The 23,288-nt window shown below is 67.2% G+C and carries 18 protein-coding genes and 1 tRNA gene; 8 read left to right on the top strand and 11 right to left on the bottom strand.

What is annotated here, in order from left to right; genetic code table 11:
• Window positions 1-30 precede the first annotated feature (30 nt).
• Window positions 31-942, top strand: a complete 912-nt coding sequence (locus tag P7F68_RS08550; RefSeq protein ID WP_277832312.1) for a class I SAM-dependent methyltransferase — start codon at window positions 31-33, stop codon at window positions 940-942.
• Between the two features lie 14 nt (window positions 943-956).
• Window positions 957-1,988 (top strand): lysylphosphatidylglycerol synthase transmembrane domain-containing protein, encoded by a 1,032-nt coding sequence (locus P7F68_RS08545; RefSeq protein WP_277832310.1) that lies wholly within the window; start codon window positions 957-959, stop codon window positions 1,986-1,988.
• On the opposite strand, the gene P7F68_RS08540 is transcribed toward P7F68_RS08545, so the two are convergent.
• The gene (locus P7F68_RS08540) at window positions 1,985-2,722 is read right to left on the bottom strand and encodes a RibD family protein (protein WP_277832308.1); all 738 of its coding nucleotides are present in this window, start codon (window positions 2,720-2,722) and stop codon (window positions 1,985-1,987) included. The genes P7F68_RS08545 and P7F68_RS08540 overlap by 4 nt on opposite strands.
• 215 nt (window positions 2,723-2,937) lie before the next feature.
• Here P7F68_RS08540 and ribA point away from each other — a divergent pair, with 215 nt between their 5' ends.
• Window positions 2,938-4,095, top strand: a complete 1,158-nt coding sequence (ribA, locus tag P7F68_RS08535; RefSeq protein ID WP_277832306.1) for a GTP cyclohydrolase II — start codon at window positions 2,938-2,940, stop codon at window positions 4,093-4,095.
• 76 nt (window positions 4,096-4,171) lie between these two features.
• Here the strand turns inward: ribA and P7F68_RS08530 are convergent, their stop codons facing one another.
• Window positions 4,172-4,981 (bottom strand): creatininase family protein, encoded by an 810-nt coding sequence (locus P7F68_RS08530; protein ID WP_277832304.1) that lies wholly within the window; start codon window positions 4,979-4,981, stop codon window positions 4,172-4,174.
• A gap of 80 nt (window positions 4,982-5,061) precedes the next feature.
• Between P7F68_RS08530 and P7F68_RS08525 the strand changes: the two genes are divergently transcribed.
• Entirely contained in the window at window positions 5,062-6,795 is a 1,734-nt protein-coding gene (locus tag P7F68_RS08525; RefSeq protein ID WP_277832303.1) for an alkaline phosphatase family protein, read from the top strand.
• 53 nt (window positions 6,796-6,848) lie between these two features.
• Here P7F68_RS08525 and purT read toward each other — a convergent pair whose 3' ends face one another.
• The 5 genes from purT to P7F68_RS08500 all read right to left on the bottom strand — a co-directional run bounded on the left by purT (window position 6,849) and on the right by P7F68_RS08500 (window position 13,621).
• A complete protein-coding gene (purT, locus tag P7F68_RS08520) occupies window positions 6,849-8,048 on the bottom strand; it encodes a formate-dependent phosphoribosylglycinamide formyltransferase (protein WP_277832301.1) in 1,200 nt (399 codons plus the stop codon).
• Window positions 8,049-8,297: 249 nt separating this feature from the next.
• Window positions 8,298-8,639: a hypothetical protein gene (locus P7F68_RS08515; protein WP_277832299.1), complete on the bottom strand. Its 342-nt coding sequence runs from the start codon at window positions 8,637-8,639 to the stop codon at window positions 8,298-8,300.
• A 74-nt stretch (window positions 8,640-8,713) separates the two neighbouring features.
• Entirely contained in the window at window positions 8,714-9,922 is a 1,209-nt protein-coding gene (locus P7F68_RS08510) for a DNA recombination protein RmuC (protein ID WP_277832407.1), read from the bottom strand.
• 17 nt (window positions 9,923-9,939) lie between these two features.
• On the bottom strand, window positions 9,940-12,438 hold the full coding sequence (locus tag P7F68_RS08505) for an ABC transporter permease (RefSeq protein ID WP_277832296.1): 2,499 nt from the start codon (window positions 12,436-12,438) through the stop codon (window positions 9,940-9,942).
• A 10-nt stretch (window positions 12,439-12,448) separates the two neighbouring features.
• Window positions 12,449-13,621, bottom strand: coding sequence for a M20 aminoacylase family protein (locus tag P7F68_RS08500; protein ID WP_277832294.1), 1,173 nt, complete (start codon window positions 13,619-13,621; stop codon window positions 12,449-12,451).
• A 220-nt stretch (window positions 13,622-13,841) separates the two neighbouring features.
• Between P7F68_RS08500 and dbpA the strand changes: the two genes are divergently transcribed.
• The 3 genes from dbpA (at window position 13,842) to P7F68_RS08485 (ending at window position 17,123) form a co-directional block, all read left to right on the top strand.
• On the top strand, window positions 13,842-15,260 hold the full coding sequence (dbpA, locus tag P7F68_RS08495; RefSeq protein ID WP_277832405.1) for an ATP-dependent RNA helicase DbpA: 1,419 nt from the start codon (window positions 13,842-13,844) through the stop codon (window positions 15,258-15,260).
• Between the two features lie 25 nt (window positions 15,261-15,285).
• A complete protein-coding gene (locus tag P7F68_RS08490) occupies window positions 15,286-16,206 on the top strand; it encodes a histone deacetylase family protein (RefSeq protein WP_277832292.1) in 921 nt (306 codons plus the stop codon).
• Between the two features lie 80 nt (window positions 16,207-16,286).
• On the top strand, window positions 16,287-17,123 hold the full coding sequence (locus tag P7F68_RS08485) for a cytidine/deoxycytidylate deaminase family protein (protein ID WP_277832290.1): 837 nt from the start codon (window positions 16,287-16,289) through the stop codon (window positions 17,121-17,123).
• Window positions 17,124-17,141: 18 nt separating this feature from the next.
• Here P7F68_RS08485 and P7F68_RS08480 read toward each other — a convergent pair whose 3' ends face one another.
• Both P7F68_RS08480 and P7F68_RS08475 read right to left on the bottom strand, forming a co-directional pair.
• A complete protein-coding gene (locus P7F68_RS08480) occupies window positions 17,142-18,770 on the bottom strand; it encodes a methyl-accepting chemotaxis protein (protein WP_277832288.1) in 1,629 nt (542 codons plus the stop codon).
• A 283-nt stretch (window positions 18,771-19,053) separates the two neighbouring features.
• Window positions 19,054-19,590 (bottom strand): PadR family transcriptional regulator, encoded by a 537-nt coding sequence (locus P7F68_RS08475; protein WP_277832286.1) that lies wholly within the window; start codon window positions 19,588-19,590, stop codon window positions 19,054-19,056.
• 200 nt (window positions 19,591-19,790) lie between these two features.
• Between P7F68_RS08475 and P7F68_RS08470 the strand changes: the two genes are divergently transcribed.
• Window positions 19,791-22,697, top strand: a complete 2,907-nt coding sequence (locus P7F68_RS08470) for a crotonase/enoyl-CoA hydratase family protein (RefSeq protein ID WP_277832284.1) — start codon at window positions 19,791-19,793, stop codon at window positions 22,695-22,697.
• A 61-nt stretch (window positions 22,698-22,758) separates the two neighbouring features.
• On the opposite strand, the gene P7F68_RS08465 is transcribed toward P7F68_RS08470, so the two are convergent.
• Together P7F68_RS08465 and P7F68_RS08460 are read right to left on the bottom strand one after the other, a co-directional pair.
• Window positions 22,759-22,834 (bottom strand) — tRNA-Val (locus tag P7F68_RS08465).
• A gap of 41 nt (window positions 22,835-22,875) precedes the next feature.
• Entirely contained in the window at window positions 22,876-23,178 is a 303-nt protein-coding gene (locus P7F68_RS08460) for an HU family DNA-binding protein (protein ID WP_269745231.1), read from the bottom strand.
• Between the last annotated feature and the right edge of the window lie 110 nt (window positions 23,179-23,288).

Genomic DNA, 23,288 nt, shown 5'->3' with positions numbered 1-23,288 from the left:
AAAGCCGGCGATCGCCACGGACAAGAGGGCATGCATACCGATGCGGTTTTCAGCATCGACTGGCTTGCGCTGCGACGCCCGGCCGATACCGCCGCCCGCGCACATGCGCTCGAAGCGCGCGCCTGCGCCTGGCTCGACGCTCGCCGCGGCGGCAGCCCGCGTGCGCTGCATCTCGTGGACCTGGGCAGCGGCAGCGGCGCCAACCCTGCGCACCTTGCCCCCCGACTGCCTGGCCTCCAACGGTGGACCTTGGTAGACCGCGACAACGCACTGCTCGTACATGCGCGACATGCTTGCGCCTCACTATGTGACGCCGAAGGCAAGCCGGTGAGCGTACACACCCGGCTGCAGGACCTCGCTACGCTGGATGAACTCACGATCGGCGAGGCCGACCTGGTGTGCGCCTCGGCGCTGCTCGACCTGGTCGACGCAACCTGGATCGAGCGTCTTGCCGCCGCCTGCGACGCTCACGGCAGCGCGGTGTTCGTCACCCTGAGCGTGGATGGCAGCTGGCGCTTCGAGCGCCTGTGCACCCCCGAGTCCAGCGCAGCCGGCGTGCCGGTGTGGGAGGCGGACACGGACGTGGACGACCCCGTGGTGAACGAAGCCTTCAATGCGCACCAGCGTGGCAACAAGGGCATCGGGGCCGCACTCGGGCCGGACGCTGCGGCCTGCCTCGCCACCGCATTGCGCACTCGCGGCTTTGACGTCGAGCTTGCAGCCAGCCCTTGGCAACTGCAGCTCGATGACTCAAGGCAGTCACAGCTGGCCCGCACCCTCATCGATGGCTGGCGTGAGGCCGCATGTGCGCAGTTGCCGGCCATGGCCGAGCGCATCCGGCGCTGGCATGCGCGTCGCCAAGCCTGGTGTGCCGGAAACAGTGGTCGCCTCGTCGTCGGCCACGTCGACCTGTTCGCAAGCCCGCCGCGGTCAAGCACTTGAGCCAGGCCAGGGCGATGGATACGCAGCGAAGGGGCGCCGGCGCGGCGGCGGACGGCGGACTACCCGGATTACCGATACACGAACGCACTGCCAAGCCCACGCACCGCCGCCTCGTCCGCCTGTTGCCTGCGCTGCGCGTTGCCTTCAGTTGCGGCCTGCTGGTCGCGCTCGTGCTGTGGCTGAAGCCCTCTACCCTGCTGGCTGCACTTTCCGCCCCTCACCCCGGCTGGCTGGCGCTGGCGCTGGCGCTGAGCCTGCCCCAGGTTGCGCTGTCGGCCTGGCGCTGGCAGCTGACGGCACAGCAGCTTGGCGTGCCGCTCGGTTTCAGGACGGCACTCGCCGAGTACTACCTGGCCACCCTCCTCAACCAGCTGCTGCCCGGAGGCGTCATGGGCGATGCCAACCGCGCGTGGCGACACGCACGTACGACCACCGGCACAGCAGGGCGCGGCACCTCGGCCTGGCACGCGGTGCTGATCGAGCGCGTTTCCGGTCAGTTCGCGCTGCTTCTGGTCGCCTTGCTGGCGCTCGTCACCGCACCGAGCCTGCGCGCCGCACTGGCTCACGTGCTTGACTCGGACAGCAGCGCGGCGCGCTCGATGACGACGTTCGCCATGACGACACTCATTGCGGCGCTCATGGCATTTACACTCGGCTGGCTGTGGCGTCGACGCCCCGCCGTGCTTGCGAGCCTGACCACCGCGCTCAGGCAGGCACTGTTTGCACGCAAGGTGTTGCTCAAGCAGCTGCTCGCATCGCTCCTGATCGTTGTCAGCTATGTGGCTGTGTACCTGTGCTGCCTGCTCATGCTTGGCTCAGCCACCCACCCCGGCGAGGCCCTGCCGCTGATCCCCTGGGTGTTGCTGGCGATGGCGCTGCCGCTGTCGATTGCCGGCTGGGGCGTGCGTGAAGGTGCTGCGGCCCTGCTATGGTCGGCCGCCGGACTGGACCCCGCGCAGGGCGTCGCGATTGCGATCGCCTATGGCGTGGTCGTGCTGCTGTCCAGCCTGCCAGGCGCGCTGGTGCTGTTCCGGCAGCGCCGCTAAATACCGCGCTCGTCGCCGAAGTCGAGGTCGAACAGCACGTCATCGCCGCAGGCAAAGTAGCGGCAGCGCGGCCGCAACGCGCCTTCGAGCGTATCGATGACCGGCAGGCTGAGCCCTGGCCGGCCCGAGCCGATGAGCATCGGCGCCACCAGCACATGCAGGCGGTCGAGCACGCCTGCCTCCAGGAAGCCCGATACCGTCAAGCCGCCGCCCTCGACCAGCACACGCCTGCATCCCTCGGCATGGAGCGCCTGCACCACTTCAGCCGGGGCAAAGCGTCCCTCTCGGGTCGGCAAACGCAGCATACGGACTTGACCCTCTGCCCTCACCTCACCCGCGCCCTCGCCCCGAATCAGCAGGCAGGCTCCGCTACCATCGGCAAACATGCGCGCCTGCGGCGCGGCGCGGCCGCTGGGATCGAGCACTACCCGCAGCGGCTGTGGGCCGCTGACATGGCGCACCGTAAGCAGTGGGTCATCCGCATTGAGCGTGCCCACACCGACCACCACCGCATCAGCCACGGCGCGCAGGCGGTGCAGGTGTGTGCGGGCCTCGATTCCGTTGATATAGTGCGAGGCTCCGCTTTGAGTGGCGATGCGTCCATCCAGGCTCTGGCCGATCTGGGCGACCGTCCACGGCCGGCAGCTGGCGACCAGCGGCAGGAAGGTGTCGAGCAAGGCCTCCGTCACCGCATCGACCACGGTGTCGAACCGCCAGCCACCACCCGCGACCACACGGAGCCAGGCGCCGCCCGCCTGGAAACTTGTCTCGGGCTGCGCGGACCAATCGTGCGTGCACGCTTGAAGAATGCAGGACCAGCCCCAATCTTGAGAGCGTTGTAAGCTCGCCATACAGAATCCATTGAACAAAGCGGTTCGCGCCTACAGTCTGTTGCCATGTCCGGCAGTTGCGCAATGATGAACCCGATAACCCGAACGGAGAACACCGAATGCGCCAAGCCGAGCGTGCCATTTTCGACCTGCGACGCGGACTTCCCATCGTGTTGCGCCACCAGGGCGCGCAGACGCTCGTGCTCGCGGTCGAAGGCCTGTGCGACGCCACGCTCTCTGCAGCCGGCACACTCACGGGCGCCTCAGCCGCACTCGTGCTGAGCCGCCACCGCATGGCTGCCCTCGGCCATGTCGTCACGGCCGAGGCGGTGAGCCTCGTCTTCGATCAGCAGCCTATGGAAGGTGAGCTGCGTGCCCTGGCGTGGACGCGCGGGGCGGCACTGCCCCACGGCGTCCAGGTAGTGGACGCCGACCAAACCAATCTTGCGGCACTGCGTCTTCTTGCCCGTGCCCAGCTTGTCCCTGCCGCACTGGCATTTGCCGTGCCGGAGGCTGCGCGTAGTGCGGTCGAGCACGAGCTGGCCGGCGGCCAGTTGCTGGCGGTAGAGGCCGACGAGGCGCTGCGCCTGTGCAGAAGTGGGCCTGGCCTGCTGACCCGAGTCAGCGAAGCCCGCGTTCCGCTCGCCGAGGCCGAGAACAGCCGCTTCGTGCTTTTCCGCGAAGCCGATGGGGTGCATGAGCATGTGGCAATCGTCATCGGTGACCCGGGCCGATGGCCGCAGGCCGTGCCCGTACGCCTGCATTCATCCTGCCTCACCGGCGACCTTTTCGGCAGCCTGCGCTGCGACTGTGGCGAACAGCTGCGCCGCGGCGTGGCCGCGATCAACGAACAGGGCGGCGGCGTCCTGCTCTATCTCTCTCAGGAGGGGCGTGGTATCGGGCTCGCCAACAAGCTGCGCGCCTACGGCCTGCAGGACGAGGGCCTGGATACGATCGATGCGGACCAGGTCATCGGCTTCTCCAAGGACGAGCGCGATTTCCGAGTCGCGCACGAGATGCTCGATCAGCTCGGGATTGCCAAGGTGATGTTGCTGACCAATAACCCAAGCAAGGTGGAGGCGCTGCAACGCGCCGGCATCAACGTCGTCGAGCGCCAGGCGATCTACGGCGACGTCACCCGCCAGAACGAGCGCTACCTGCAGACCAAGGCAGATCGGCACGGTCACTGGCTGCACGACCTGCTCAGTGAGCAGGACGAGCCGGCATCAGCCGAACCCGAACGTCTGCCCGCGCCCGGCACGGCTGGCGGCGCCTGAGGCACATCTTTCGTATGCGGGTTGCGGCGCGGTGAATCGGGGACTGCACGCCGCCCATCCGCCGCAGCCGCGGGCCTTAACCGCCCCGGCTCAGGCACTCGAGATCAAAGGCCGCGGCGTCCTCGATCACGCGTACGAGCGCAGCGGCAAAGTGCTCGACCAGGCGCGACCCCAGCGTCGCATCGGCGAGCGTTGCGTTGCCGGTCACCCCATGCGGGTTGAGATCCTGCGCCATCCAGGCAAAGCCAGCCTCGCCCTCGGGCCCGAGCAGGCTGCCTTTGGCGTCCATGGCCTGGCCGAGCGAGGCATGGTTCGCCAGCACCTCGCACCTGACCTTGTGCGGTGCAAGGTGAAGCATCATCGCGGTTTCCAGCGCGCCGCCATGCAGGCCGTGGCGCAACTCGGCCGCTGGCAGCGCGTCCTCCGGGGGCGCGAAGCGGAAGTAGTTTGCGCGTACAACCAGCATGCCATGCGCAGCTCGCAGCTTGAGCGCAGCCATATCCACAACAGCCTTGTTGCCGCCGTGGGTGTTGAACAACACCAATCGCCGCAGCCCCGCGCGCGCCACGCTATCGCCCAGTTCGCAAACGGTGGTCAGCGCACACTCCGGGCTCAGGCTCAGCGTACCCGCGAATGCAGTGTGCTCCAGGCTCAAGCCCACGGCGAGGGCAGGCAGCACGCAGACCCGCCGCTGCGGGTCAAGCTGCGGCAGGGCTGCACGCAGCAAGCCCTCGGCAATATCGAGATCGGTCGACAGAGGCAGATGCTCGCCATGCTGCTCGACCGCTGCCAACGGCAGCACCGCCACCGCATCCTCGGCTGCAAGGCAACGGATCTGTTGCGGGGTGAGGTCGAGCCAGTTCGAAACCGCAGCGATTTTGTCCATGTCGGCAAAGTTGGGGGGAAGAGATCGGTTGCGTCCGATCATAGCCGGATCGGGGCGGCCTCGGTGAGCAGGTGCCGGTGATGACCAGGCAATCGCATGAAGCGCCGCGGCAAGGTGAGTACGGGCGGGGGGACAACGAAGACCTCACGGTCCGCACCGCAGCTGCAACCGCGTTCGCCGCTGGTGCGCGTGCGCTTGGCCTCGTCGTGCTGCCGCTGTTCGTGCTCAACCTCCTGCTCACCTTTGGCAACGAGTGGCCCACCCTGTGGCCGCGGCTCGAGTGGCGGCTATCCACTGAGCTTGCCGCCTTGCTGGTGGCGCTCGCCATCTGGATCGGCTGGCGCGGCGCACTCGGGCAACGCATGCTTGGCGCACTTGCAGCGCTCGGCAGTACCTGGGTGGTGATGCACTACATCAACGTCACGGTGCCATCGATCTTCGGCCGCCGACTCAACGCCTACTGGGACAGCCAGCACCTATGGGCCGTCATCAGGATGAGCGTCGAGAACAAGGCCTTCGCCACTGCTCTCACGCTGATCGTCGCCGGACTCGCGTTGGCGCTGCTATACGCGATCGTGAGGCTGTGCATGCTCCCACTTGTCCGCGCAGCGGAACACGACCTCACCCGGCGCCTGCTGCTCTTTCTCGGGCTCGCGGTGTGCGCGCTGTCGGTCGCCCAGCCATGGCAGCCCGAGCGGCTGCGCCCATTGCTCGCTCCACCGGTCAGTGCCCTGCTCGCCGAACAGTCGCGCCTGCTTGTGCTTGCGCTGTCCGCCGACGCCCAGGGCTGGCGCCTCGGCCCGGGGCCGGTTTTCTCGGGCACTGTCGATGCGCTCGGTGGAGCGGACGTGCTGATCGTGTTTGCCGAGGCCTACGGCGCAATAACGTTCGACAAGCCGGACATTGCCGAGGCGCTGGCGCCGTCACGGGCACAACTCGCCGCTGCGATCGCCGCCGGCGACCGCCATGTCGTGTCCGCCCGGCTAGTCGCGCCAACCTTCGGCGGCGCGTCCTGGCTTTCCCATGCCAGCCTGCTGGCGGGCATGGATACTCGTGATCCGCGCAACTACCAACAGCTGCTCGCCAGCAGCCGGCCGAGTCTTGTGAGCCACTTCGCCGCCCATGGTTACCGCAGCGTAGGCTGGCTGCCTGGCATTCAGCGCGCCTGGCCGGAAGGCGAGTTCTACGGTTTCGACCGCTATGCCGACGCCGAGCGCATCGGCTACGAGGGACCACACTTCGGCTTCTGGCGCATTCCCGACCAGGCCTCGATGGCTCTCATCCACCACCAGGAGTTCGGCAAGGATTTCTCGGCGCTCCCGGCGTCTCAACAAGAAGCCGGCCCCCGCCACCGGCAGCCGCGTCTGGTGGTGTTTCCCACCGTGACCACGCACGCGCCCTTCCGCGCACTGCCGCCCTTCACCGCTGACTGGTCACGCCTGCTGGGCGCGGACGCCTATACCATCGACGAGCGCGATGCCGCCGAAGGCGTAGCCGTGGCATGGTCCAACCCCACGCCAGCCTACCTGGCCTCGATGCGCTACCAGTTCGACTGGCTGGCGGACTACCTCGGCCGCCACGCGCCTGCCGATCTATTCACGATCATCGTCGGCGACCACCAGCCGATCGGCTCGGTCACCGGCCCGAATCAGCCATGGGACGTGCCCATCCACATCGTCAGCCACAATCGCAGGCTGTTGGCGCATTTCGAGGCCGCCGGCTTTGTCCCCGGCCTGGTGCCGCCAGCGACGCCTTTCGGCCCCATGCACGCCATCACGCCGCTGCTCATCGAGGCGTTTGCAAGCCCGCCCTGACACAGCCAAAGCGCAAGCCAGCCGCATGCATATACGCACCAGGCGCTGGCCGCTCAGCCCGCGACCGGCCTGACCCTGCCCGCTGCCCGCTTGGCGCGCACACGCGCCTCCTCGACGTCCGCGCCGTTGGCGACTGCGACGCCCATGCGGCGCTTGACGAAGGACTCGGGCTTGCCGAACAGGCGCAGGTCGCTGCGCGGCACGGCGAGCGCCTCGGCGACGCCCTCGTAGCGCAGCGACCCGGCATCGACGCCGCCGTAGATCACCGCCGACGCACCCGGCTCGCGCAGCGCGGTATCCACCGGCAAGCCGAGGATGGCACGTGCGTGGAGCTCGAACTCGGAGAAGCGCTGCGAGCACAGCGTGACCAGGCCGGTATCGTGCGGCCGTGGGCTCACTTCGGAGAACCACACCTGATCGCCGCGCACGAACAACTCGACGCCAAACAGCCCGCGTCCGCCCAGGTTGCCCGTGACCGCAGCGGCGATCTCCTGTGAGCGCGCCAGCGCCGCCGGGCTCATCGCCTGCGGCTGCCACGACTCGACGTAGTCGCCCGCCACCTGCACATGGCCGATCGGCTCGCAGAAGTAGGTGCGGACCTCGCCGTCGGCATCACGGGCACGCACCGTGAGCAGGGTGATCTCGTACTCGAAGTCGATGAAGCCTTCGACGATGACGCGCCCCTGATTGACCCTACCGCCGGCCGCGGCATGGTCCCAGGCCTTCTTCACGTCGTCCGGCCCGCGCAGCAGCGACTGCCCCTTACCCGAGGACGACATCACCGGCTTGACGATGCAGGGATAGCCGATGCCGCCGTCGATTGCAGCCCGCAACTCGTCGAGCGAATCGGCGAAGCGGTAAGGCGAGGTGGGCAGGCCCAGGGTCTCGGCAGCCAGGCGGCGGATGCCCTCGCGGTTCATGGTGAGCTGGGTGGCGCGCGCCGTGGGAATGACCTCGGCGAGGCCGGCGGCCTCGATCTCGGCGAGCATGTCGGTCGCGATGGCCTCGATCTCCGGTACGACCAAGTGCGGGCGCTCCTGCTCGATCAGCGCACGCAGGGCCGCGCCGTCGGTCATCGGGATCACATGGGCACGATGGGCGACCTGATGGCCGGGTGCGTTGGCGTAGCGATCGACGGCGATGACTTCGACGCCCAGGCGCTGCAGGGCGATGATCACCTCCTTGCCAAGCTCGCCGGCGCCGAGCAGCATCACGCGCAACGCGGAGGGTGAAAGCGGGGTACCGAGGTCCATGCGAGCTCTCCTTGTCGGTATGGGGAACGCCGCATGTTAATACGCCACGCGTTCAGGCACGTGGAATCTGCACCGGCTGCGAGGCTCTGCAGCAGAGGCGCCGCGCTCGAAAGCTCGCGGCTTACGCCGCTTCTAAACGGGACGCAGCGTGCATTTGGCTTTGCTGTGGGAGCGGCGCGAGCCGCGAGGGGTTAAAGGCGACGCAGCGCATACCCAGCGCAAAATACGACCCTGCGCGCTGCGATTGCCCTACTCGCGACGCTCGGCCGAATCGAGCGGCCGCCAGTGGGCATCGACGGGCACAGCTTCCTCGGCAGCCTGTGGGCGCTCGAAGCGGTACAGCAGGGCCTTGCACTTGGCGCAGGACACGAAGCGCTGGCTGTCCTTGCCGTGGCTAAGGCCTTCCTCCTTGAGCTCGACAGCCCCGCAGGCATGACACGAGGGCTCCGCCTGGCCGTGCGCCTGCAGGTAAACGTCAAGCGCGGGGAGCGCGCGCTTGGCTTTCTCGTGCTTGTGAAAAACGCGCATGATCATCCACATGGAGAAGAACACAGCCATGATGAAGAGGACCGGCAGAGGGAAGTCAGACATCGTGGGGGCAATCCGGGCGGGTTCTTGACCCCGCCGACCTTAACGGAAGGCTGCTCCGCATTCCCTGTTCGAGGTCAAGTTTGGCGGCCCCCGCGAGCCTCCCCAGTCTCGCCGTCTTCGAGCTGCACCGACTCGATCTTCTGGAAGTGCGCGCTGATCTTGCGGCTGGAGGTCTGCACGTCCTGCACGTCGCGGCTGGCCTGCTCGATGTGGCGGGCGAGCGCCGCCATGCGCTCGTCGAAGCGGTGAAAATCCTTCGCCAGCTTGCCGAGCGCGTCCTGGATGACGTGGATCTGCTTGCGCGTCTCGACGTCCTTGAGCACGGCACGCGCGGTGTTGAGGACCGCCATCAGCGTGGTCGGCGACACGATCCACACCCGGCGCTGCTGGGCGTGGGCGACGAGCTCGGGGTGGTAGGCATGGATCTCGGCGAACACTGCCTCGGCCGGCAGGAACATCACCGCACCGTCCGAGGTCACCCCGGGCAGGATGTATTTGTCGGCAATGGCGTCGATATGGCGACGCACATCGGCGCGGAAGGCGGTCTGCGCGGCGCGGCGCTCCAGCCCGCCCGCATCTGCATCGAACATGCGCTGGTAGTTCTCGAGCGGGAACTTGGCATCCACCGCTACATCCCCGGTCGGCGCCGGCAGGCTGAGCAGGCAATCGACACGGCTGCCATTGGGCAGCGCTGCCTGGAAGGCAAAGGCATCGGGCGGCAGGATGTTCTGCACCAGGGCCTCGAGCTGGACCTCGCCGAAGGCGCCGCGGGCGCGCTTGTCGCCGAGCAGCGCCTGCAGGCTGACCACGTTGGTGGTCAGGCCGTCGATCTTCTTCTGCGCCTCGTCGATGGTGGCCAGGCGCGCCATCACGCTGGCGAAGGTCTCATTGGTCTTTCGAAAGCCCTCGTCCAGGCGCTGGCTGACCTGGCCCGACAAGGTGTCGAGGCGGCCGTCGACGCTCTGCGTCAACGCCTGCATGCCGCGCGACAGCTGCATGGAGGCGGCTGTAAGCCCGCGCTGCAGCAGTTCGCGGTCGGCACGGGCGTGGTCGCCGATGCGATCGGTCTGGCGCGCCAGACCCTCATGCAGATCACGCAGGATCTCGCGGTGCTGCGCGCCAAGGCGCTGCTCGAGCTGTTCGGCAAGCACCTCGGACAGCTCGCCCTGCAAACGGCGCTCGCTGCCGAAGCTGCGCGCCAGCAACCACGCCAGCGCAATCAGCGCCAGCAGCAACAAACCACCCAGCAGCATCTCCGCCTGGGTCAGCGTCAACGTCCCGATCTGCAAGCCGGCGCTCCTCAGGCCAGCGCACGCAGGCTGGCCAGCGGCGGGCGCGACAGCAGCTTGCGCGTGCCCAGCCAGCCGCCGGCCACCACGCCAGCCGTGCCCAGCAGCACGGCCACCACGACCGGCGCCAGCGCAGGGACATAGGCCATGCGGAAAACCTGCTCGGCGAGCAGCCAGCCGATCGCGCTCGCCCCCACGCCCGCGAGTACGCCCGCCACGCTGCCGAGCACGAGGAACTCGGCGAGCAAGGCCTGGCGAACCTGGCGGTTGCGCGCGCCCAGCGTGCGCAGCATGGCGAGCTCGTACTCGCGCTCGTCGTGGGTCGACTGCAGGGCCGCATACAGCACCACCAGTCCCGCCAGCACCGCAAAGCCGAACACGAACTGCACGATCAGGATCAGCTTGTCAGTCATCGACTGCACCTGGGCGACCACCGCGGCGATGTCGATCACGGTGAGGTTGGGGAAGGCGCTGATCAGCCGGGTGGAGAAATCGTGGCGCTCGGCGGGCAGATGGAAGCTGGTGATCAGGCTGGCGGGATACGTCTCGAGCAGCCCCTCGGAGGCGATGAAGAAGAAATTGACCCGCATCGAATCCCACTCCAGCGTGCGCACGCTGGTGATCGGAGCCTCGACGCGCTCACCGGCAATCTCGAAGGTCACGCGGTCGCCGAGCTTGAGCCCGAAGGTCTGCGCCAGGCCGACTTCGACCGAGAACTGCGGCTCGCGCGCAGCGCCATGCCAGCGCCCGGCGCTGACCACGTTGGCGTCCGGCAGCGCGGCAGCATAGGACAGGTTGAACTCGCGCTCTGCCAGCCGCCGGGTGCGCTGGTCCTCAAACGCCTCGGGCGCGATCGGCGTGCCGTTGATGGCGACCATGCGGCCACGGATCATCGGCTGAATCGCCGGCTCGGGCAGCCCCTCGGCACCGAACAACGCGGCCACGCCCTGACGCTGGTCGGGCTGGATGTTGATGACGAAGCGGTTGGGCGCATCCGCCGGCGCCATGGCGCGCCAGTTGTCGAGCAGGTCGCCGCGCACCAGGGTCAGCAGCAGCAGCGCCGTCATGCCCAGGCCGAGCGCCGCCGCCTGCACGACGCTGCCGCCCATGCGCCGGCCGAGCGCAGCCACGCCGTAACGCCAGCCGCCGCCCCGCAGGCTGCCCTGCCCCTTCAGCCGCCCGGCCAGGTGCAGCACCCACCACGCCGCCAGCGCGAACACGCCGAGCGCGAGCGCAAAACCGAGTGCGACCATCAGGCCAAGCCGCATATCGGCGGCGATCCAGAAGATCAACCCGAGCAAGGCCGCCAGCCCGAAGGCCCAGGCCGCGCCCGACAGCGGTTCGGCGATGTCGAACTCGCGGCGCAGCACCCTCAGTGTGCTGACCTTGTGCAGACGCAGCAGCTGAGGCAGCACGAAGCCCGCCAGCAGCGCCATGCCGACCACCAGTCCATGCGCGATCGGCAGCAAGGAGGGGGCTGGCAGCTCGGTAGCGAGGATCTCGCGCAGGCCGCCCGCCAGCCCCCATTGCACGCTCCAACCCAAGGCGGTACCGGCCAGCGCTGCAGCCAGGCCGAAGATCAGGAACTCGCCGACAACGATGCCAAGCACCTGTGCCTGGCGCGCGCCGAGCACGCGCATTACCGCGCAGCCATCGAGGTGGCGTGCCATGAAGCGGCGCGCAGACAAGCCGACTGCTACCGCGGCGAGGATCACTGCCAGCAAGGCCGCGAGGCGCAGGAAGCGCTGCGCCTGGTCGAGTGCCGCGCGCACTTCGGGGCGGGCGTTCTCCACCGTCTCCACCGCCTGCCCGCGCCCCAGGTTGTCGCGCGCCCAGCGTTCATAGGCGTCGACCGTGGCCTGCTCGCCAGCAACGTGCAGGCGCCAGGTGGCACGGCTGCCCTCGGCGATCAGGCCGGTGCGCTCGAGCTCGTCCAGGTTGAAGATCGCCCGCGGCAGCAGGCTGAAGAAGTTGGCGCCACGGTCGGACTCGAAGCTCACCATGGCGCCGACGCGGAACGCCAGCTCGCCCATGCCGACCACGTCACCGACCTTGACCCCAAGCTCGGCGAACAGGCGCTCATCCAGCCACAGCTCGCCCGGCGCCGGCACCCTGCCCGCGACGGCATCGTCCTGGTTGGGACCCGCTGCGATACGGATGGCGCCACGCAGCGGGTAGCCATCCTCCACCACCTTGACGCCGGCCAGCGCCGCGGTTTCCTCTGTGCTCGCCATGCTGGTGAACAGCACGGTGGTGGCGACCTGCAAGCCACGGTCGCGCGCCTCGTCGGCAAACGCCGCCGGCCACGGCCGGTCGGCACGCAGCAGGAGATCGCCGCCGAGCAACTGGTTGGCCTCGCGGTCGAGCGCACGACCGACGCGGTCGGCCAGGAAGCCAACGCTGGTCAGGCTTGCCACCGCGATCACGATCGCCAGCCCGAGCAGGTGCAGTTCGCCTGCGCGCAGGTCGCGCAGCATCATGCGAGCAGCGAGCAGCAGGGAACGCATCATGTCGCCGGCCTCACTTCGCGTTGCCGAGCAGACGCCGCGCCAGCTCGCACCAATAGGCAACGCCCGCCGGCATCACCTCGTCGTTGAAGTCGTAATGCGGGTTGTGCAGCATGCAGCCACCCTCACCCGGGCCGTTACCGATCCACACGTAGGCACCCGGCTTCTCCTGCAGGAAGTAGGCGAAATCCTCCGCACCCATGCTCGGGCGGCGGTCGGTGAACACGCGCTCTGGCCCCGCCACCGCACGCGCAGCCTCGGCGCACAGCGCGGCCTCGGCGGCGGTGTTGATCGTCGGCGGGTAACCGCGGCGGAACTGGAAATCCACCTCCACGCCATGGCTGCGCGCGATGCCCTCGGCCACCTGGCGCAACCCCTGCTCCAGGCGGTCGCGCACCGCGGCGGAGAACGTGCGTACCGTACCGCACAGCTCGGCGCGGTCGGGAATCACGTTGTAGGCCTCGCCGGCGTGGAACTGCGTGACCGACACCACGCCGGCATCGATCGGGTCGAGCACCCGGCTGACCAGGGTCTGCGCGGCCTGCACGAAGGCTGCACCCGCCACTACGGGGTCGACCCCCAGATGCGGCATGGCCGCATGTGCGCCCACACCGGTGAAGCGAATGTCGAAGCGGTCTGCGCTCGCCATCACCGGACCGCTGTGGATGGCGAAGCTTCCCGCCTCCATGCCCGGCCAGTTGTGCATGCCGAACACGGCCTCCATCGGGAAGCGCTCGAAGAGGCCGTCGGCGATCATCGCCGGCGCCCCGCCCTCGCCCTCCTCCGCCGGCTGGAAGATCAGGTACACCGTGCCATCGAAATCCCGCCGCGCAGCCAGCGCCTCGGCCGCGCCGAGCAGCATCGTGGTGTGGCCGTCATGGCCGCAGGCGTGCATGCAGCCCTGTACGGTTGACTTGTGTGCGAACTCGTTACGCTCGGTGATCGGCAGGGCGTCCATGTCGGCACGCAGGCCGATCGCGCGCAGACCACGCCCGCCACGCACCACGCCGACCACACCCGTACCCCCGATGCCACGATGAACCTCTATGCCGAGCGCCTCGAGCTGGCGCGCGACGAGCTCGGCCGTGCGGTGCTCCTCGAAGGCGAGCTCGGGATGGGCATGGATATCGCGCCGGATGGCGGTCAGCTTGTCCTGAAGGGGGCGGGCACTTTCGATGAGGCTCATGGCTGCACCGTATCGTTGTGGGTCGTTGCGGGTGTCCGAGTGTATTACAGGCGGACGGGACGGCGGCTTGCGCAGCGCGCACTTTGTCTTGCTTTCGCGGTCTGAAGCCGGCGCGCAGGCGAAGTTCCCGCACCTGCAGCAACCACGGCTGCAGACTGGCGACCCGGCAACTTTTCTGCTGACTATCGCGCTTCAGGACCGATAATTGCGCATGAACGAGATGACCACCCCTTCCGCCGGGCTCCCCGCCGCGGCCTCCGACCTGCCCTTCGACAGCCTCCCACTCGCCCCAGCGATGCTGGACACCCTCCGCCAGCTCGACTACCGCACGATGACCCCGATCCAGGCCGCCAGCCTGCCGCTTGCGCTTGCCGGGCACGACCTCATCGCCCAGGCCAAGACCGGCAGCGGCAAGACCGCAGCCTTCGCCCTGCCGCTGCTGGCCCGGCTGGACGTGCGCAAGCTCGCCGTGCAGGCCATGGTACTGTGCCCGACGCGCGAGCTGGCCGACCAGGTCACGCAGGAGATCCGCCGCCTGGCGCGCTTCGAAGCCAACATAAAGGTGTTGCCGCTGTGCGGCGGCACGCCGATGCGGCCCCAGCGCGACAGCCTGGAGCACGGCGCCCATGTTGTTGTCGGCACGCCCGGACGAATCATGGACCACCTTCAACGCGGCAGCCTCGTGCTTGACGAGCTCAGCACCCTGGTGCTGGACGAGGCCGACCGCATGCTGGACATGGGCTTCCACGACGACATCGCCTTCATCGCCAGCCGCTGCCCCTCGGCACGGCAGACTCTGCTGTTCTCCGCCACCTACCCCGAAGGCATCGCCACCCTGGCCGCACGCTTCCTGCGCACGCCGCAGGAGGTGAAACTGCTCGAACAGCATGCGGGCAACAAGATCCGCCAACGCTTCTACGAGATCGAGCATCCGGCGCGCCTGCAGGCGGTCGCCCGCCTGCTGCACCACTACCGCCCCGCCAGCGCGCTGGCTTTCTGCAACACGCGACAGCAATGCCGCGAGTTGGTCGATCTGCTGCGCGCCCAAGGCTTCGCCGCCCTGGCCCTGAACGGCGAACTCGAGCAGCGCGAGCGCGATCAGGTGCTGATCCAGTTCGCCAACCGGAGTTGCTCGGTGCTGGTCGCCACCGACGTCGCCGCACGCGGGCTGGACATTGCCCAGCTCGAAGCGGTGATCAACGTCGATGTTACCCCCGACCCCGAGATCCACATCCACCGTATCGGCCGCACCGGCCGCGGCGACGAGGACGGCTGGGCGCTGAGCCTGTGCAGCAGCGCGGACAAGCGCCGCATCACAGGCATTGCACAGGCCATGGGCTTCGAACCCGAGTGGCACGCGCTTGACGAGCTGCCCGAGGACGAAAGCCTGCCCGTGCCGGCGCCGATGGTGACGCTACTGATCCTGGGCGGACGTAAGGACAAGATCCGCCCCGCCGACGTGCTCGGCGCGCTCACCGGCGAGGCTGGCTTCAGCCGCGAGCAGGTGGGCAAGATCACCGTCACCGACCAGACGACCTATGTCGCCGTCGAGCGCGCGATCGCAGGCGAGGCGGTCCGTCGCCTGTCGGCCGGCAAGCTCAAGGGAAAGAAGGTGAAGGTGCGCGCACTCGAGATCTGAACCCTTCAGCCGGACGCCAGTCATCTTGAAGCTCTACTACGCGGATCATTTCGTCCTGCCCTTGCCCGACGGGCACCGCTTTCCGATGGAGAAATACGCACTGCTGCGCCAACGACTGCGCGACAGCGGTTTTTTTGCCGAAGACGACTTCCGCGTGCCCGCCGCGGCGAGCGACACCGAGATCTTGCGCGCCCACGACGCCGGCTACCTGGCGAGGGTTGCAGCTGGCACGCTGGACGCGGCCGAGGTGCGGCGCATCGGCTTTCCGTGGACTGCCGCGATGGTCGAGCGCTCGCGCCGCTCGGCCGGGGCCACGCTCGCTGCTTGCCGCAGCGCGCTCGATGGCGAGGGCGGCAGCGCCTGCGCCGCCAACCTGGCCGGCGGCACCCACCACGCACACCGCGACTTTGGCTCGGGCTTCTGCGTGTTCAACGACGCCGCCATCGCCGCACTGGCGATGCGCGCCGAAGGCCGCGTCCGCCGCGTCGCCATCGTTGACTGCGACGTTCATCAGGGCGACGGCACCGCCACCATCCTCGCCGACTCACCCGAGATCTTCACTTGCAGCCTGCATGGCGCGAAGAACTTCCCTTTCCGCAAGCAGGCGAGCGACCTCGATATCGAACTGGCCGACGACACCGGCGACGAGGACTACCTCGCCGCGCTCGACGATGCGCTCGACACCGTGTTCAACCACGCGCGCCCCGAACTGGTGATCTACCTCGCCGGCGCCGACCCCTACGCAGGCGACCGCCTGGGCCGCCTGGCGCTCAGCATCGAAGGGCTGAAGACCCGCGACGAACGCGTACTCGGCACCTGCCGGGCAGCCGGCGTGCCGGTTGCGGTGGCGATGGCAGGCGGCTATGCGCAGCCGATCGAGGACACGGTGACGGTACATTTCAACACCGTGCACACCGCGGCGCGCATCTTCGGCGGGCGCCGCTGAGCCGGTCCGGGCCCTTGCGTCAGCCATAGCCATGGCTTCAACCCGGCCGACCAGTCTGCACACTCAACAGGAAACTGCCCGTGACACTACCTGCGCTCAGGCTGCTCGGCGTCGACTTCACCTCCGCGCCCCGCCGGGCCAAGCCGATCACTGTCGCCCACGGCCACCTGGCCGGTGCGCGTGTGACGCTCGACCATTTCGAATGGTGCGAGGACTGGCCCTCCTTCGAAGCCGTGCTGGCGCGCCCTGGTCCCTGGCTGGGCGCCTTCGACTTTCCCTTCGGCCTGCCACGCGAAGCCGTGATCGACCTCGGCTGGCCGCAGGTCTGGCCGGCACTGGTACGCCACTGTGCAGACCTCGGCAAGCCAGGCTTTCGCGCCGCACTGGACGCTTACCGCGAGTCACGCCCCGTCGGCCAGCGCTACGCCCACCGTGCCACCGACCTGCCTGCGCGTTCCCACAGCCCACTCAAGCTGGTCAACCCACCGGTGGGGCTGATGTTCCTGGAAGGCGCAGCCCGCCTGCTCGCCGCAGGCGTACATCTGCCCGGCCTGCATGACGGCGACCCACACCGCGTGGCCATCGAGGCCTACCCCGGACTGCTCGCCCGGCGCACCACCACTGCGCCGTACAAGAGCGACGAGCGCCGCAAGCAGACCGCAGAGCGGCGCGCGGCACGGGAGGGCATCGTCGATGCGCTGAGTTCTCGACCAGCAGGCGTTGCCGGCAATGACGATGCCGGCGGCCTGCATGCGACAAGGACACAGCGCGAAGCCTTGATCGATGACGCCAGCGGCGATCTGCTCGATGCCGCACTCGCCCTGATGCAGGCAGCCGCCGCAGCGCGCGCGGGCCCGCCGCTGTTCGGCCTACCCGCCGGGATGGACCCGCTGGAAGGATGGATCGCCGGCTGCTAGCCGCTTGCGTTTGCCCAGTCAGACCTTGAACCGGCTCACCGCCTCGTGCAGCTTGCCAGCCAGACCGTCCAGCTGTCTCGCGGTCTCGGCTGCAGAGCCCGCCGCCAGGGTGTTTTCCTGCGTCATCTGGGCAATCTGTTCCATACGCTGAGCGACCTCAAGGACCGCTACGTCCTGCTCGCGGACGGCGAGCGCGATGCTGCGCACCGATTCGGTCACCTGCGCCGTGTTGGCGCTCGCGGCGTCGAGCCGGCCAGTGGAGGCGACGACACCATCGCGCGTCGTCCCCGCCCGCTTGTTCGCCTGCTGCATGCGCGCCACCGCGCGATCGACCTCGGACTGAACGCGGCCGATCAGGTTGGAGATCTCGTCGGTAGCCTTGGTGGTGTTCTCGGCAAGCTTGCGCACCTCATCGGCAACAACCGCAAAACCGCGCCCCTGTTCGCCTGCGCGCGCAGCCTCGATCGCTGCGTTCAAGGCGAGCAGATTGGTCTGGTCGGCGATTTCCTTGATCGTATTGACGATACCGTCGATCTTTCGCGAGCTCTCGGCCAGATGAGCGATATCGCTGCTTGCCTCCTCGATCATGCCCGCCAACGTGTCAACGTTCTGGGTGGCCTCGCGAACAGCGGCCAGCGTCGTGTCGATATCCGAGCGTGCCGTCGTCGCGGTTTCGTCCGCGTTGCGCGCGTTGCTGGCAGTTTCCGAGATGCTGACCGAGGTCTGTTCAACGGCAGCTGCAATGGCAGAAACGGCCTCCGACTGCGCTCCCGAGCGCTTCTCCACCTGGGCTCCGACGGTAGCCATGGACTGTGCAGCCGCGGCAATTGCATCGGCGGTTTGCCGCATGTCGCCGACGAGGGGGGCGATCTTCATCATCATCTTGTCGAAGGCGGCCGCAGTGCGACCGACTTCATCCTTCCCGGCCGCACCGACTCGCAGGGTGAGATCGCCACCGTACTCAACGTTGACGATCGTGTCCTGCAGCTTGGCCAGGGGCAACGTGATCGAGCGGACGATCCACAAGGCCAGGCCTATTCCGGCCACAAGACCAATGACGATGATGGCGATGTTGGCATTCCGCGTCGCCTTGTAGCTTGCCGCCGATTGCTGGTACTCCCGGCCGGCCACATCGAGTTGAATATCGATGAGTTGCGAGAATTTCTCGCTGATCGGATCGATGGTTGGATAGAGCGGGCCAGCCGAGAAGGCGGCAATTGCCGCCCTATCTTCCTTGATGAGAATGTCCTTGAGACGGCCTAGCACGGCAGCCGAGTCCTTCAGCATCGGTTCGATCTCCGCAACCAGCCGCCGCTCCTCGTCCACCAGGTAAGTCGCGGTGTACTCCCGCCACTTCTGTTCGATCGTGGTATTGGCCTCATCAAGGTTCCTTCGCGCCTGCGGCCAAGTGATGATGCCGTCGCGCACCTTGTGGGCAGTATCGACAATATTGACCGCGTACACGTCGGCGATCACCTTCAGATCGCGCAAGGGCACGACTCGATCCTGATACACCGTCTCAAGGCCGGTGTTGCTTTGCGACATACCGCGGATACCGAGCGCACCAACGACAAGCAGCGCCGCGACAAGCGCCGCGACCAGCAGGAGAAGGCGCGCGCTAACGCTGCGATCGAATGTTCCGATCATCCATTGCCTCACGATCGGGCGTCAGCCCGAAGAGTTGATATGGCGAAGACTCTCATTCAAGGGCCTCCGCACTCGGAACCTCGAAGGGCACAGAAAGCACCCTTCCTTGATTCGGGTCAAAAGCTTAATTCTATTACTTTCCGCTTATGTGAAGGCGGAGCGAGTCGCTGCCATGCCTAATCCGTGGCCCCGGCAGCCCGGCCGCAGCCGCGACCACCCGACGTCGATCCGCAAGCGCTGCACGTGTGCCAGCAACGACCGGGCACCGGTGCATGACTTTCGCTCAGTCTACTGAAAGCGCCTGCAGCGCCTCGTCGTACCATGCGATCCAGTTCTGTTCGTACTGGATGCCGGCCTTGAGGATGAGATGGTGGATGCGGCGCTGGCGCGTGGGCTCGGCTTCGGGCGGAAAATCACGCGTTTCGATGGCACGGTAGGCGTGCAGTTTGTCGGCGTGAAGCGAACGACGGCGCTCGAGCTCGGGGCGCAAGCCAAACGGTCCGGCCACGGCATCGGCGCGCAGGCGCACCATGAACTCGTCGCGCAACTCAGGCAGGGGCGCAGCCTCGCCGGCCCATCGGGTCAGCTCCTCGCGACCAGCGGGCAGCACGGTGTAACTGCGCTTGCGGGTGCGGCCGGCGTCGGGGTCGGCGTCGGATCGGATCCAGCCTGCCTTTTCCATCCGACCCAGCTCACGGTAGATCTGCTGGTGCGTCGCCTGCCAGAAATGGCCGATGGACTTGTCGAAGCGCCGTGCCAGTTCATAGCCGGACGAGGGCTGTTCGAGCAGCGAAGTGAGCAGTGCGTGGCAGAGCGACATGGCGCGAGTCTAAACGCCGCATCGCAAACCATGCAACGCGTTGCATGGTTAAGCAGGATCTTCTACATTAATGCAACTGGTTGCATAGGCGTACCGTGACACCTCCGCGGTCCGCACGCTTCTCCCTCCCCTCTGGCGGGCGGGCCATTCACGACGCGCCCATGCAACCAGCCCCACCCATAAAGAATGCGAGCGAGACGATGGCCACCTACACGAACCTGTTCCGCCCCCTGGACCTCGGCTTTACCACGCTGCCCAACCGCTTCCTGATGGGCTCGATGCACGTCGGCCTGGAAGAGACCGAGGGTGGCTTCGAGCGCATGGCTGCCTTCTATGGCGAGCGCGTGCGCGGCGGCGTAGCCCTGATCGTGACCGGCGGCATCGCCCCCAACGCCGAGGGCCGGCCATGGAGCGGCGGCGCCACACTGACCACGTCGGAAGAAGCCACCCGCCACCGCGTGGTGACCGATGCAGTCCATCGCGAGGGCGGCAAGATCGCCATGCAGATCCTGCACTTCGGCCGTTACGCCTACCACCCGGAGCTGGTCGCACCCAGCCCGATCCAGGCGCCGATCTCACCGTTCGTACCGCGCGAGCTGTCCGCCGCCGATGTCGAGCGCACGATCGAGGATTTCGTTCGCTGCGCCGAGCTCGCCCGCGAGGCCGGCTACGACGGCGTGGAGATCATGGGCTCCGAGGGTTATCTGATCAACGAGTTCATCGTCGCTCACACCAACAAGCGCAGTGACGAATGGGGCGGCCCCTACGAGAACCGCATTCGCTTCGCCACCGAGATCGTTCGTCGAACGCGCGCGCGCCTCGGGCGCGACTTCATCATCATCTACCGGCTGTCGATGCTGGACCTGATCGAGGACGGCTCGAACTTCGAGGAGGTCGTTCAGCTCGCACAGGCAATCGAGGCAGCCGGTGCCACGCTCATCAACAGCGGCATCGGCTGGCACGAGGCGCGCATCCCCACCATCGCAACCTGTGTGCCACGCGCTGGCTTCGCCTGGGTGACGCAGAAGCTGAAGGACCACGTCCGCATTCCGTTGATCGCCACTAACCGCATCAACACACCCGAGATTGCCGAAGGCATTCTTGCCGAGGGTAAGGCGGACATGGTGTCGATGGCCCGCCCCTTCCTCGCCGACCCCGATTTTGTGAACAAGGCGGCCGCTGGGCGCGGCGCCGACATCAACACCTGCATAGCCTGCAATCAGGCCTGCCTGGACCACACGTTCAACGGCAAGGTCACTTCCTGCCTGGTCAATCCGCGTGCCTGCCACGAGACCGAACTGGTGATCGAGCCCACCAGCTCGTCGCGCAGCATCGCGGTAGTCGGTGCCGGCCCGGCGGGCCTGGCCTTCGCCACCACCGCAGCCGAACGTGGCCACAAGGTCACCCTGTTCGAGGCCGGGGCACGCATCGGCGGGCAGTTCAATATCGCGATGCAGATCCCCGGCAAGGAGGAGTTCGCGGAGACGCTGCGCTACTTCGGCCGTCGCATCGAGCAGACCGGCGTCGTGCTCAAGCTCAACACCCGTGTCTCCACCGCCGAGCTGGCCGGGAAGTTCGACGAAGTGGTGCTCGCCACCGGCATCGTTCCCCGCCAGCCCGACATCGAGGGCGTGGACCATCCCAAGGTGCTCGGCTACCTCGACGTACTCAGGGACAAGAAGCCCGTCGGCCGCCGCGTGGCCATCCTCGGGGCAGGCGGCATCGGTTTCGACGTCGCCGAGTACCTCAGCCACGCAGGCGTGAGCCCGAGCCTGGAGGCATCGAAGTTCTTTGCCGAATGGGGCATCGATGCACGTTACGCGCGCCGCGGCGGGCTCATGACGCCCCAACTCGAAGCCGCCCCGCGTGAGATCGTGCTGCTGCAGCGCAAGACCAGCAAGGTCGGCGAGGGCCTGGGCAAGACCACCGGCTGGATCCACCGCACCGCGCTGAAGAACCGCGGCGTGAAGATGATCCCAGGCGTCACCTACCGCCGCATCGACGACGCTGGCCTGCATGTGACGATCGGCGGCAAGGACGAGATCTTTCCGGTCGACAACGTGATCCTGTGCACCGGACAGGAACCCCAACGCGAACTTCAGGCAACCCTGCTCGAGGCCGGCATGCGGGTGCACCTGATCGGTGGCGCCGATGTCGCCGCCGAACTCGACGCCAAGCGCGCAATCAAGCAGGGGACGGAACTGGCCGCGACGATCGAGAACAGCTCCGCACTCACCCCTGCAGCGTCAACGCCTGGCCAACTTGCTGCTGCAGCCACCCGCAGCATCCCCCTGCCCCAGCTCGATACCCTGCGCATCGCCATCGAAGGCAAGGTGGCCGTACTAACCCTGAACCGCCCCGACAAGGCGAACGCGATGAACCTGCAGATGTGGCACGACATCCGCACCGCGATGCAATGGGTCGACCGCACGACCGCGGTACGTGTGGCGATGGTGCATGGTGCAGGCGACAACTTCTGCGCGGGGATCGACCTGCAGATGATGATGAGCATCCTGCCCAGCGTGAAGGATGCTTGCGAGGCCCGTACGCGCGAGAACCTGCGCAATCTCATCATCGACCTCCAGGACACACTGAGCAGTCTTGAGCGCTGCCGCAAACCGATACTCGCCGCCATCCACGGCGCCTGCATCGGTGGCGGGGTGGACCTGGTCGCCTGCGCCGACATGCGTTACTGCTCGGCAGACGCGAAGTTCTCGGTCAAGGAGATCGACCTCGGCATGGTCGCCGACGTCGGCAGCCTGCAGCGCCTGCCACGTCTGATAGGCGACGGCATGGTGCGCGAACTTGCCTACACCGGACGCAAGGTGGACGGCGCGGAGGCTGCGCGCATCGGCTTGGTCAATCGGGTCTTCGACAACCCTTCTGCCCTGCTGGAGGGGGTGCTGCAGATCGCCCACGCAATCGCCAGCAAGTCACCATTGGCGATCCGCGGCACCAAGGACATGCTCAACTACGCCCGCGACCATAGCGTCGCCGACGGTCTCGACCGTGTTGCAACCTGGAACGCCGCAATGCTGATGTCCGAAGACCTGCAGGCTGCGATCCGCGCCGGGATGACACGTCAGGCACCGACGTTCAGGGACTGAGCGCGCCGAAGCCGAAGCCGAAAATGGCAGGGCCCGGGGGATACCCGGGCCCTGCAAGTTCTGGTGGGTGCTGACGGGGTCGAACCGCCGACATTCGCCTTGTAAGGGCGACGCTCTACCAACTGAGCTAAGCACCCGCGCTGTCGCCATCGAGCAGATAGCGAAGCTGCAAAGCCTGCTAGTTTACAGCATCTTTGAGCCCTTTGCCAGCGCGGAATTTAGGTACCTTGGCTGCCTTGATCTTGATGTTCTTGCCAGTGCGTGGGTTGCGTCCGGTTCTTGCTGCGCGGTCACCGACATAAAACGAACCGAAACCGACCAAGGTCACGGTATCGCCTTGTTCGAGTGCCTCGGACACCGAGGCGAGCGTGGCATCGAGTGCGCGCGCGGCATCCGCCTTGGTCATCGACGCCTTATCCGCAATGCTTGTGATGAGTTCTTGTTTATTCACTTGGACCCTCCGAATGGATGCTGCGATCAGGTACTGCGATGGACTCGAACCGACAGCCCGTCGGGCAGCATGACGCACTGATGCACGGCAGGGCTTGCAAACCTGCGATCGTTATAGCGCGCGCAATTCCACGCTGTCAA

It is taken from the genome of Thauera mechernichensis (genome assembly GCF_029588855.1).
Taxonomy (GTDB): Bacteria; Pseudomonadota; Gammaproteobacteria; order Burkholderiales; family Rhodocyclaceae; genus Thauera; species Thauera mechernichensis.
The sequence above is the reverse complement of the archived record's forward strand: the minus strand, read 5'-3'. Positions and strand labels throughout refer to the sequence as shown.